This window comes from Verrucomicrobiota bacterium (assembly GCA_016871535.1).
GTDB lineage: Bacteria > Verrucomicrobiota > Verrucomicrobiia > Limisphaerales > SIBE01 > VHCZ01.
On the sequence record VHCZ01000220.1, the window covers coordinates 1 to 10,469 of the forward strand.

8 protein-coding genes and 1 pseudogene are annotated in these 10,469 nt (G+C 62.9%); all 9 read right to left on the reverse strand.

The annotated features are described in order from the left end of the window. Positions 1-753: 753 nt before the first annotated feature. The 9 genes and pseudogenes from FJ398_21520 to FJ398_21560 all read right to left on the reverse strand — a co-directional run bounded on the left by FJ398_21520 (position 754) and on the right by FJ398_21560 (position 10,028). Positions 754-1,092: a hypothetical protein gene (locus tag FJ398_21520; GenBank protein ID MBM3840493.1), complete on the reverse strand. Its 339-nt coding sequence runs from the start codon at positions 1,090-1,092 to the stop codon at positions 754-756. 71 nt (positions 1,093-1,163) lie between these two features. Further along, positions 1,164-1,247: pseudogene (locus FJ398_21525) on the reverse strand (4Fe-4S dicluster domain-containing protein). Between the two features lie 221 nt (positions 1,248-1,468). Further along, a complete protein-coding gene (locus tag FJ398_21530) occupies positions 1,469-2,272 on the reverse strand; it encodes a hypothetical protein (protein MBM3840494.1) in 804 nt (267 codons plus the stop codon). Next, entirely contained in the window at positions 2,269-4,719 is a 2,451-nt protein-coding gene (locus tag FJ398_21535) for a nitrate reductase (protein ID MBM3840495.1), read from the reverse strand. Before FJ398_21535 ends, FJ398_21530 begins: the two co-directional genes overlap by 4 nt. Positions 4,720-4,722: 3 nt before the next feature. Beyond that, positions 4,723-5,067, reverse strand: coding sequence for a hypothetical protein (locus FJ398_21540; GenBank protein ID MBM3840496.1), 345 nt, complete (start codon positions 5,065-5,067; stop codon positions 4,723-4,725). A gap of 1 nt (position 5,068) precedes the next feature. Next, complete coding sequence (locus FJ398_21545) at positions 5,069-6,367, reverse strand: polysulfide reductase (GenBank protein ID MBM3840497.1); 1,299 nt, start codon at positions 6,365-6,367, stop codon at positions 5,069-5,071. A 5-nt stretch (positions 6,368-6,372) separates the two neighbouring features. Then, positions 6,373-7,302 (reverse strand): 4Fe-4S dicluster domain-containing protein, encoded by a 930-nt coding sequence (locus tag FJ398_21550; protein MBM3840498.1) that lies wholly within the window; start codon positions 7,300-7,302, stop codon positions 6,373-6,375. A gap of 13 nt (positions 7,303-7,315) precedes the next feature. After that, a complete protein-coding gene (locus FJ398_21555) occupies positions 7,316-7,984 on the reverse strand; it encodes a hypothetical protein (GenBank protein MBM3840499.1) in 669 nt (222 codons plus the stop codon). 412 nt (positions 7,985-8,396) lie between these two features. Next, the gene (locus FJ398_21560) at positions 8,397-10,028 is read right to left on the reverse strand and encodes an alkaline phosphatase family protein (GenBank protein MBM3840500.1); all 1,632 of its coding nucleotides are present in this window, start codon (positions 10,026-10,028) and stop codon (positions 8,397-8,399) included. Positions 10,029-10,469: the final 441 nt, after the last annotated feature.

Sequence of the window (10,469 nt, forward strand, 5' to 3'; positions counted from 1 at the left end):
ATGCCTCGGACCCGCTTTGGTATCTCGCCCCGGTTGCAGATGGGGACGCGAAACGGGGTCAGTCCCACATATTGACATTATCCTTGTCCCCGCCGCCGCGCCGACAGCAGATTCGACAAACTCGCTCACGTCCCCATCTGCAACCGGGCGGCAATCCACTTCAACGTCACATGCCTGCCGGCAGGCAGGTCGTCGTCTCCTCCCGCAACTTCACGGCCAGCTTCAACTTCGACTTGTCACCGTTCTTCCGCGCGGCCAGTTCCGCCTTCGTCCATCCCAGCTTGGCAAGCCCTGCGCGCACCAGCCACTGCGTCCGTCTTCGACATCCGACATTCGACATTCGTCATTCGCACTTCCCAAGTGCCGCCCTGTCTGCGTGCGCCACGCACAGGCAGGCGGTTGAACCGTGCCGTGTCAGCAATATTGGGAGGCAATCTGCAATCTGCAATTTGAAATCCGCAATCAAGCGAAGCGTGGCGCCTCGGCCAGCGTGGCGACAAACAACTCCCAATCCCGGTCATCGTGGAAGATGGCTTCCCGCCGGTCGCCACGATTCATCACGCCTGTCCCGCCGCAGCTCGGAGCGAAGGTGGATGGTAAATCGGACCGGGATACTCAATGCGTAACTTGCGTGCCATGCGCCGAACCCTGCTCAAACGAGGCAAATGTGTCAATCTGTGGGACTGACCCCTTTAGGCACGTTCAGTCATCCACACGAACTAACGGACGGCCTTCACCATAAACTTCCGTTGCTCAGTGGAAATCATGTCGGATGCGGACGAGGCGGAACTGGTCGCCCACTAGCATCAGCGTGTCCCACCAGTCGGCGCCCTCGTAACGGTAGCGGATCTGGAGTCCACGCACGGCGCGCGCGGCGAGAAGGTCGCGGGCCTGGGCGAGCGTGACGCTCGCGGTGTCGGCGACGTGACCCTGCGCGGCAAACTTGGGAATGATCTCCGTGATCTGCGTGCAGGCTTCGATGTCGCGGAAGAGTTGCTCGACCTGCGCGGAGTCCAGCAGAGTCATGTTGAGGTCGGGTAGCTTGAGCGGCGCTTCCTCAGGCGGTGGAGGGATGGGGGTTTCCGAATTCATGGGACGGGGGAAGGAGGCGGAGCGGGGCGGGGCGAACGTCGGCGTGGGAGCACGAGCACCGCGTTGGTCGGCGCGGGGCAGACGTCGTGGCAGACGCCGCAGCCGTTGCAGAGGTCGGCCATGACCATCGGGATTCCCTTGTCCAACTTCATCGCTCCCGCCACCGGGCAGCGCTCGGAGCAAACGGTGCAAAATGAAGTGTAGGCGAGGCGGAAGCGGCCCTGGATGACGGCGACGTGGTCCTGCGGGGCCGCGCCTGGTGGGGGTGAAGCCGGCCTCTGGATGGCGGTGGAAAGCACCTCGCTGGCGGGTTGGGCTGGGGCCTGCAGCGAGCGCCCGAGGAGCGAAAACAACCCGCGTCTGGACATGCCTGAACTCATTTGGCGGCGGAGGAGAAGACGCGTTGATCGAGGCCCGCGTCCGAAACATGGCATTGCACGCACGATTGCCGCTCGGGATGCGGCGTGCGCAGGCCAAAAAGTCCGCGCGGTCCGTGGCAACTCAGACAGTCGCTGCGCATGAGCGTTCTGTGCGGAATCGTCGGAGGAGCCCCCGGCCAGGCGCGCGAGCCCTTCAGAGACGGATGCGCGCCCGCGAACTGGTTGTCCGCCAGGGCGGCCAGAAGTGGGGCTTCCGTCGCGGACAGCAGAACGCTGGCTGCGGCCGGCACATGACACTGGGTGCAGTTGGCGTAGAGCGCGTGGCTCATTCGTGAAGCGACCTTGTCCTTGATCGCCAATCCCGGACCGTGACACGCGAGGCACGCCGCCGAGGAATCCTGGGCGATCGGATGCGGCACCACCGGCGGGGCGCCGTCGAAAGCCCGCCGGCTGGCGCGTTCGGCCAGGGCCTGCGCGCGTCCGGCCTCGGTGACGTTCGTGAGCGTGGACGGATCGATGGCCGGCTGGACGAGCTGGGCGAGATGGTTGCGCCACGCGGCGTTGGGCCCTTCCTCCAGCCAGTCCTGTTTCGCGTAAGCCACAGCGACCGGCACCGAACTCGTTTCAAGAGCTGCGCGTCGTTGCGGATCCGGCGTCGCGAGCGACACGGGACGGGTCATGCTGATCTGCGACCCGGTCTGCCTCAGCCCCATGAAGTAGCCGCTCACCGAGACGGTGAGCAGGATGGCGCCGATGAGCCATCCGGCCTTCTGCCGGAACTGAGGGCTGGACGGATTCACAGGCGGGTCTCCACTGGCTGCGCGCGCGCGGTCCGGCCGGCGTCCACTTTGCCGACCGTCGCCGCGCACTTCTTGTAATCCGGTTCCTTCGAGATGGGATCGACCTCGCCCAGGGTGATGTCATTGCACAGCAGGCGTTGATCGAAAAACGGGATGAAGAGCGACCCCCGCGGCACCCGGGCCCGGCCGTTGATCCAGACCGGCAGCTTCAATTCACCTCGGCGCGTTTTCACGGCGATGGTCTCACCGTTGGCGATGCTGCGCTCGGCGGCGTCATCGGGATGCATCTCAACGTAGGCGTGCGGCATCGCGCCGTGCAGCTGCGGGATGCGCATGGTCATGGTGCCCGTGTGCCAGTGCTCCAGCACGCGGCCGGTGCAGAGCCAGAAGGGATACTCGGCATCCGGCTCCTCGGCGGCCTTCACATAGGGCGCGAACCAGATGAGGGCCTTGTTGTCCTTTGTGACTGAATGATAGAACTCAATCTCTGCGCCCTTCTTCACGTAGGTGTCGTCGAACTCGGAGAAGCGGAACTTCGTCTCGCGCCAAGCGCCGTTGGGCTGCTGCACCACAGGCCAGCGCAGGCCGCGCGCCTTCACGTATTCCTCGTAGGGCGCAAGGTCCTTGTGCTTGTAGCGGGTGAACGGGCGGTATTCCTCGAATAGCGCCTTGTCCACGTTCACGTCGTAGTAGTGCTTCCAGTCCCAGACCGGCACTTCGGCGCCGGCGCCGTTCTTGAAAGTGAAAATGAATTTGCCGTCCTTGTCCTTCATGCCGGAATGGCCCAGCTCGAAGAGCTTCCGCGCGACGGCAATCGTCTGCCAGCAATCATCGCGCGCTTCCCCAGGCGGATTCACCATCTTGAACCATTGCTGGGTGCGGCGTTCCGAGTTCCCGTACATGCCGTTCTTCTCAACCCACATGGCCGACGGCAGGACGAGATCCGCCAATTCGGTCGTGGCGGTCGGATACACGTCGGAGACGATGAGGAACTTGTCCGCGAGATTCTTCTTCGCCTTGAACAGCTTGTGCAGGTTGGGCAACGACTGTCCCGGGTTGGTCACCTGCGACCAGAGCGTGGTCACGTCGCCACCCTGGTCGGTGGGCGTGCAGAATTTCTCAAACATCAGCACCGTGTGATGACCCGGCTTGGCGCTGATGCGGCCGGCCGGCACGTTCCAGAGCTTTTCGGAGTCGGCGCGATGCTCGGCGTTGGCGACGAGGCGTCCGCCGGGCAGGAGATGGCAGAGGGTGCCGCATTCACGCACGGTCCCGCAGGCGCTGGGCTGGCCTGTGAGCGATGTGGGCGCGTCGCCGGGCCTTCCGAAGTGCCCGCTCAGGAGATGCACCGCATGGCAGAGACGGTTGACGTCCGTGCCGCGGGTGTGCTGGTTGAAGCCCATGCACCAGGTGCTGGTGATCCGAATATCCTTTCGCGCGAACAGATCACCGAGCATCCGGATCTTCGCCGCCGGCACGCCGGAAATCCTTTCCACGTGCTCGGGGGTGTACGGTTCAAGCGCGGCCTTGTATTCCTCGAACGTCATCGCATCGCCGTTCAAAGGTGCCGCAGGCGTGGCGGTCGGATTCTCCGGCGCCTGGCGGAAGTTGCAGAAGCGTTCGACGAACTTTGCATCGTAGGTGCCGTTCTTGAGCAGCAAGTGCGCGACCCCGTTGAGAATCGCAAGATCGCTCTGCGGCTTGAACTCCAGGTAGTGATCCGAGAACTCCGTGGTGCGCGTGCGGCGCGTGCCGAGATCGATGAGCGTCACCTTCTCGCCGCGGGACCGGCGGTCGATGACGCGGCTGAAGAGCACCGGATGCATCTCCGCCATGTTGTTGCCCCACATGATGAGCACGTCGCACCTGTCGAGGTCGTCGTAACAGCCGGCCGGCTCATCCACGCCGTAAGTCGAGAGGTAGCCCGTGACGGCGCTGGACATGCAGAGGCGGGGATTGCCGTCGATCATGTTGCTGCCCAGGCCGGCCTTCATGAATTTGTTCCCTGCACAGCCCTCGCCAATGGTCCATTGCCCGCTCCCGTAGAGGGCGAACCTCGCCGGCGAGGCTATGATTCGCCGGGCGATGGTCTCGATGGCTTCGTCCCACGAGATCGGTTCAAGCTTGCCGTTCTTGCGCAGGAGCGGCTGGGTGAGCCGGTCCTTGCCGTAGAGCGCGAGGCCGACGTGATAACCCTTCACGCAGAGCAGACCCTTGTTCACCTCAGCGAGTTGATCGCCCTGAATGGCCACGACTTTGCCTTCCTTCACGCCGACCTGGACATGGCATCCGGTGCCGCAGAAGCGACACGGCGCCTTGTCCCACTGGATGCCATCGGCGCCCGCGGCGGCGGCGGAAACGTTGGGCGTCGCGGCCCCGGCGCGCGAGGCCGCCACGGCACTGGCGGTGGCGAGCGCGGAGAGTTTGAGGAATTCGCGTCGTTGCATAGGTCAATGGTTGGGGGCTGAGACGGGAAGGGCGGGAACCTTTCCCGCAGATTCGGGAAGACCTCCGGTGACTATTTCCATCTGCGGTGGGTTTGGATGCGCGGGAGAAGGATCCTCGTCATTGAAGTTCACGGACACCACGTCCACGAACTCCACGCCCGGCAAGGTGCGGAGCCAATCATGCAACTCGCGACTGTGCGCGTCGTCGCGTGCCTCCATGGCCAGCGGCAGCCAGCGGACATGGCGTTCGCCGGCGGTGAGTTCGGGGCGCGTGCGCATCTCCGCCACGGCCTGATCAGCCAAGGCCGGGTCTGAGCTGAGCGTGATGACGAGTCCGCTGGTGATCATGTCAGGAGGCGAGGGGTTGAGGCGCGCCGCGGCTGTCGTTCGCCTTTGCGGCGAGCGGCGAGCGCCGGAAGACGTTGATGGCGATCTTGATGGCCAGGGTGTAGATCATCAGGCCCAGAGTCCAGATGCCGGCCATGATTTTCCATTCGAGCAGGCTGGGGGAGTATTCCACGACTTCATGCAGCACCGAGGGCACGAAGCCCGGGATGACCATGCCCATGCCTTTCTCGATCCAGATGCCGATGAACGCCAGTCCGCAGGCAAGGTTCATCATCCACGGACGGCTGAAGACATTCGGGTTCAGCAGCAGGATTGCGGCGGTCACGGTCATCGCCACCGAGGACCAGATCCACGTCACCAGGGCGTCGTGGCCGTGCAGGCCGAAGTAGAGGTAATGCGCCGCTGAGGTGTGGGTGCCGCCGGTGTAGAACTCGACAAACACCTCCGACGCGACCATGAGCAGGTTGATGAGGATGGTCACGCGCATGATGTTCACGAGCGTGCGGATGGGGCCGTCGCCGAATTTTTGGCCGATGGCGCGACGGATGACCTGGATGGCGATGATGATGAACGCGGGTCCCGAGACGAAGGCGGAGGCGAGAAAGCGCGGCGCCAGCAGCGCGGTGTTCCAGAACGGCCGGCTTCCCAGCCCGCAGTAAAGGAATGCCGTGACGGTGTGAATCGAGATGGCCCAGATGATCGAGAGGAAGACGAAGGGCACATACCACTTCGGATTCGGCCGTCGCCCGAGGAACCGCATGTAGAGCAGGTAGCCGCAGATGTGCAGGTTGATCAGCAGGTACCCGTTCAGAACGATCACGTCCCACGTCAGCATCGACACCGGAAAGTTGAACCGGCCCAGGCCGGGAATGAGATGCCAGAAGCGGTCCGGCCGGCCGAGGTCGCAGACGACGAACATGAGCGCCATGATGATGGCGGCGATGGCGAGCAGTTCGCCGATGATGACGAGGTCGTGCATCTCCTCGTTATGATAGATGTAGGAGGGAATGACCATCATCACGCCGCCCGCTGCCAGGCCGACGAGGAAGGTGAAGTTCGCGATGTAGAGCGCCCATGAGACGTGGTCGCTCATGTTCGTCAGATGCATCCCATCGCGCACCTGCACGGCCCAGGCGTTGGCGCCGACGAGGAAGATCGCGGTAAGGAGCGTCATCCACACGTAGAAGACCCAGTTGCCCTCGACCGAGTCGAGGAGCGCATTCCAGAGGAAGCGCGGGTAGTGGCGCCAGTGGGGGACCGGCTTTTGCACGGACGTGGTGTCGGGGGTGGAGAGGTGCATCGTGGCTAGACGTCGAAGAAGTAGAAGAACTGGGGTTTGAGACCTAGTTCCTCCTTCAGTATGAAGACCCGCTTGTGCGCGAGCACCTGGCGGACCTCGGATTTTGGATCCAGCAGGTTGCCAAACACCCTCGCGCCGGTCGGACAGGCCTCGAGGCAGGCCGGCAGGCGACCGTTGCGGGTGCGGTGCAGGCAATAGGTGCATTTCTCCATCACGCCCTGCGGACGGATGCGGTTGCTCAAGTAGGACTGGTTGGGGTTGATTTCGCCGGCCGGGATGACGGGCTTCGTCCAGTTGAAGCGCCGAGCGTGATAGGGGCAGGCGGCCTCGCAATAGCGGCAGCCGATGCACCAGTTGTAATCCACGACCACGATGCCGTCGGGCTCCTTCCATGTGGCCTCGACCGGGCAGACATCGACGCACGGCGGGTGTTCGCATTGCTGGCATTGCACCGGCATGTAGAACTTGTCCGGCTGCGGCACGGGATGATCGTAGTGGACGTTGCCCTTCTCCATGTCCATGGAGCCTTTGCTCATCTCGAAGACGCGGATGTAGGACTGGTGCGACGGCCGGTCGTGGTTGTTCTCGATGTGGCAGGCCTCGGCGCATTTGCGGCAGCCGTTGCAGACGCTGAGATTGAGCGCGTAGCCGAACTTCACGCCCTCCTGCGGCTTGTAATCCCTGATGGTCACGTCCGCGCCGTACTGCTCCTTCGTTTCCTTCTGCAGCCGGTTCAGGATGATCTCGAGGTCGATGGGCGTCAGCTCCTTGTAGTGCCTTTGCAGGAATTCCTCGGCGGAGATGTGCGGCGCCCACTCGGTCAACGGAGCAATGGCCTTGGCGAAGGCGGCGGCGCCGAGCATCGCGCCCACCCCCTTGAGCACCGTGCGGCGGGACATTCCGGGTGACTCCCCGGGTTCAGCGGTCGATTCCATGATTCGAGGCGGTTCAGTGTTTCGCCGGAGCGGCGGCGTTGGTGCCGGGTTTGGGTTTTGCGGGAACCGAGATGCGATCCCGCGGTGGAAAGACAGGCATGACCAGCGGAAACGCCGGCGCATGCGGGTCATGGCAGTTGATGCAGGTGTTGCGTGTGCGGCCGCCCTTGGTCAAGTCCCAGTGGCCGTTCATGCCGCCGTGCAGGCCCAGGTCGTAGTCGCGCTTCTGCGGGCCGTGGCATTGCGAGCAAAGCGTCATCACGTCGGTGAAAGCCACGGGACGCGAGTCCGCCATTCGCAGCGTGTCGTAGTTCTTCGCGTTATGACAACTCAGACAGGTGAGATTGCCATGAACATATTTCAAACCCTGATGAAACTGATCGAGATCCGCCGTCGTGCGCGTATCCATGTTCGGTTGGGTCGTGGCATGACACGAACTGCACGAGGCCATGACCGGCTGGCCGTGGTAGTTCGTCAGCCCGGTCGCGACCTTGGGCGGGCCGGCGGGCTGTTTGATGACGACGGCGTGAACCGCGGTGTTCGTGGAAACAGCCGCGGCGCGGGGCTGCGGCCCGACCGGCTCGCCTCCGATCGCCTGCAGGGTGGTGATGAACAACCAGAAACCACACAGACCCCGTCTCGTGATCCTGCTCACCCATGTCTCGGCGTCGCCGGCGATCATGCCATTTCAATCCGTTGAGTCAGACGCGCACTTTGTCTCACCCTCGATGCCAGCAGGTGCCAACTCTTATGATGGCGTCTGGCAGTCAAAGCCGCAGGACACTGCGATTTCAATCCCATGAGCCAAGAATAACAAGAAACGCAAAGCCCACTAACCACATCTTGCTGTGGATTGACCAAGGATTGCACTCCCTCCCTTTGCTGGCACGCGTGGGTTTGGGAAGGTCAGTGCGTGAATGCAGCGTGGACCTCTGCTTGCCCGGTTTTGGGAGCCTCCGGCTCTGCATGTGGCATCCAGAGGAGGCCATGACTGTCAGGCTGAGCCGGAACGATTCAATACGCGCGCTCCTCACGCCTCGCACTTCTCAAGAGTCTGCTGCGCAACTGTCCACTGTCCTACTGAATCGTTCCGGCTATGGGGTGGCGAGCTGCACCTTCCCGTTTCCCTCGGTGAAGTAGGTGGCCCCGGCCACTTCGGTGATGGTGATGTACTGCGACCACTCGAGCACGCCGATGCGCCGCCTGGTTTCCAGCGTGCGCTGGTTGATCTTCGGACGTTCGCTCGGCCCCTGTGTGAGGGCTTCGTGCAATACGCGTCCGTCCATGCTCGACGGGGGTTCGATGCCAAGCAGATGCAGGATGGTGGGAGCGAGATCGATGTTGCCGCTGGGAACGTCGCTGAGCAGGCCGCGTTTCAAATCGGGGCCGGAGGCGACGAGGGTGTTGTTCATTTCATAGCGGCTCAGGGATCCGTGTGCCCCGCCGTTCCGGCTTCCACCGGTTGCCACGAGCATCCCCGGGGCCTCATGCTCGCTGGCATCCGCCGACCAGCGCATCGAAAGCACGAGGTCCGGCCCATGCCCCTCCATGGGATAGCGCACGGTCGACATCGGAAAGGTTCCCTCGATCTCCAGCCGCGAGAAGATCACGCCGGCGAAGTCGCAGGTCTGCAGAGCCCGCGCGACTCCGCGAACGGTATCCTCGCGCCGGTCGGTGACGTAAATGAGGGCGGCGCCGCCCAAGGGAACCACAAGGACATCGCCCGGCTCCGGGTTCTCGATCTTTGTGTGGGCATTGAACTGGAACTTGCGCAGCACGGCGGCCACATCCGCCCCGCGGGAGATGGTGGAAAAGCCGTGGTCGGACACCACAAATATGTCGGTTTTCTCGAGCGCGCCCCGCTCGCGCAAGGCATGCAGCACTTCCCCGAGGTTCTTGTCGCTGGCCTCGATGGCGGCAAGGGAGTCCGGCGCTCCCACGCCTTTTGCGTGCTGGGTGACGTCGGGATCGCTCAGCCAGAGCAGCGAGTATTTCGGAATGCCCCGTTTCCACAGCCCTCGGGTCAGGGCGCGCGTTGTCCAGGAATCACTCGCGATGTTCGGCGTCGTGAAGTTGTCCGGGAACGATTTGTCATCGTTCACCTTTTTAAGCGGGTCTCCCGTCACACGCGGCAGCACAAGTCCACGGCCCAGCGTGACTGAATTGCTGTGGGCGGCGGTATCAGTCCGCCTTGGTTTCCGGTCGTGCAACAGCGCCACGCTCTTGGTTCCTGCGATGAACGTGTGGTGCCCGGCAGCCTGGATGACCTCTGCAAGGGTGTCGGCATCCACATATCTTCCGTTTTCAGCCATGTCGCCCCGACGGATGGTGTCGAGCACTTCGGAAGCGACTGCGGACTGCGTGTTCAGCTCCTCGCGGTAGTCACTGTTGGCCAGGATGCCGCTGTGGCCGGGGTGGGTGCCTGTGGCCAGCGCGGTGCCGTTTACAATGGTCGTGCTGATGAACACCGGATGGTTCCTCCGGAAGAACACACCGTTTGTTGCCAATGACCAGAGGTTGGGCGCGTATTGAGGCGTGATGAAGTCGGGGCGCATGCCGTCGAACACCACCACCACCACATGCTCGGCGCGACCTCCCGCACGGGCATGGCCGGGTGAAAAAATGGTGGAGAAACAGCAAAGAACGGTCAGTCGAAGGAGAGTCCGGAAGAGCGGGGAGTTCATTTGATAATCGAAAGGATATGAGGCGCGAAGCGACCCAGACATGGAGTAGAGACGAAAGCCGTGGCGTGGAATTCAGAATGAACGTCGCCATGCTCGCGACGCCTCCTGCCAGGACCGTTATCACGCAACAATGATCGAAGAGAGACTTGCCCGCGCTTGGGTGGAGCGAAAGACCCAACAGGTGAACAGCCTGGCGATCGGCAGCCTGAAGATCATTGAGCCGCCATCGATGTGGCTCACGGATAATTAAGAATTAATAGATCGCCGATCCATGTGGTTTCACCCACTGGGTGAGCGGGCCTCCAGCCACAAGCTTCTGAAAATCTGCGTAATCCGGGCTATCCGCGGTTCTTATTCCTCTCAGCCCTTGATTTCGGTGATCTGTTTGGTCGCGATGCCGATCGGGCGATCCAGCGGGATGCCGGCGCAGGACAGAAGCGTGGTGAGCAGGTCGCCCTGGTTGCCTTTGACGTTGGACAGGAA

Bases quoted from the DNA above. Each gene is read 5' to 3' on its own strand.
- FJ398_21535 (MBM3840495.1), bottom strand. From the start codon at position 4,719: ATGCAACGACGCGAATTCCTCAAACTCTCCGCGCTCGCCACCGCCAGT.
- FJ398_21520 (MBM3840493.1), bottom strand. From the start codon at position 1,092: ATGAATTCGGAAACCCCCATCCCTCCACCGCCTGAGGAAGCGCCGCTC.
- FJ398_21555 (MBM3840499.1), bottom strand. From the start codon at position 7,984: ATGATCGCCGGCGACGCCGAGACATGGGTGAGCAGGATCACGAGACGG.
- FJ398_21545 (MBM3840497.1), bottom strand. From the start codon at position 6,367: ATGCACCTCTCCACCCCCGACACCACGTCCGTGCAAAAGCCGGTCCCC.
- FJ398_21550 (MBM3840498.1), bottom strand. From the start codon at position 7,302: ATGGAATCGACCGCTGAACCCGGGGAGTCACCCGGAATGTCCCGCCGC.
- FJ398_21540 (MBM3840496.1), bottom strand. From the start codon at position 5,067: ATGATCACCAGCGGACTCGTCATCACGCTCAGCTCAGACCCGGCCTTG.
- FJ398_21560 (MBM3840500.1), bottom strand. From the start codon at position 10,028: ATGTCTGGGTCGCTTCGCGCCTCATATCCTTTCGATTATCAAATGAAC.